Below are 273 nucleotides of genomic sequence, written 5' to 3' on the forward strand. Positions count from 1 at the left end.
GACGCGGTTTTTCAAAATTGACCCCACAGGCTGAAGAGGGCGAGAGCGACATTACTCCCATGCTGGACGTAGTGTTTATCATGCTGATCTTTTTCATCGTGACGGCTTCTTTCGTGAAAGAATCCGGTATCGAAGTCAATCGTCCGGATGCCAGTACATCCAACGCCAAACCACGGGCGAATATCCTGATTGCCATCAATGACCTTGGCGAAATCTGGATTAACAAGCGCCGGGTTGATGAAAGCCAGGTACGGGCCAACATCGAACGGATGC

Annotated in this window: 1 protein-coding gene; it reads left to right on the forward strand. The window is 50.5% G+C overall.

Annotated features, from left to right (window positions below):
- Positions 1–17: 17 nt before the first annotated feature.
- Positions 18–273, forward strand: a 256-nt coding sequence (locus Q4563_RS19805; RefSeq protein WP_442903816.1) for an ExbD/TolR family protein, incomplete at its 3' end; no start/stop codon positions are given.

It is taken from the genome of Gilvimarinus sp. 1_MG-2023 (genome assembly GCF_030548285.1).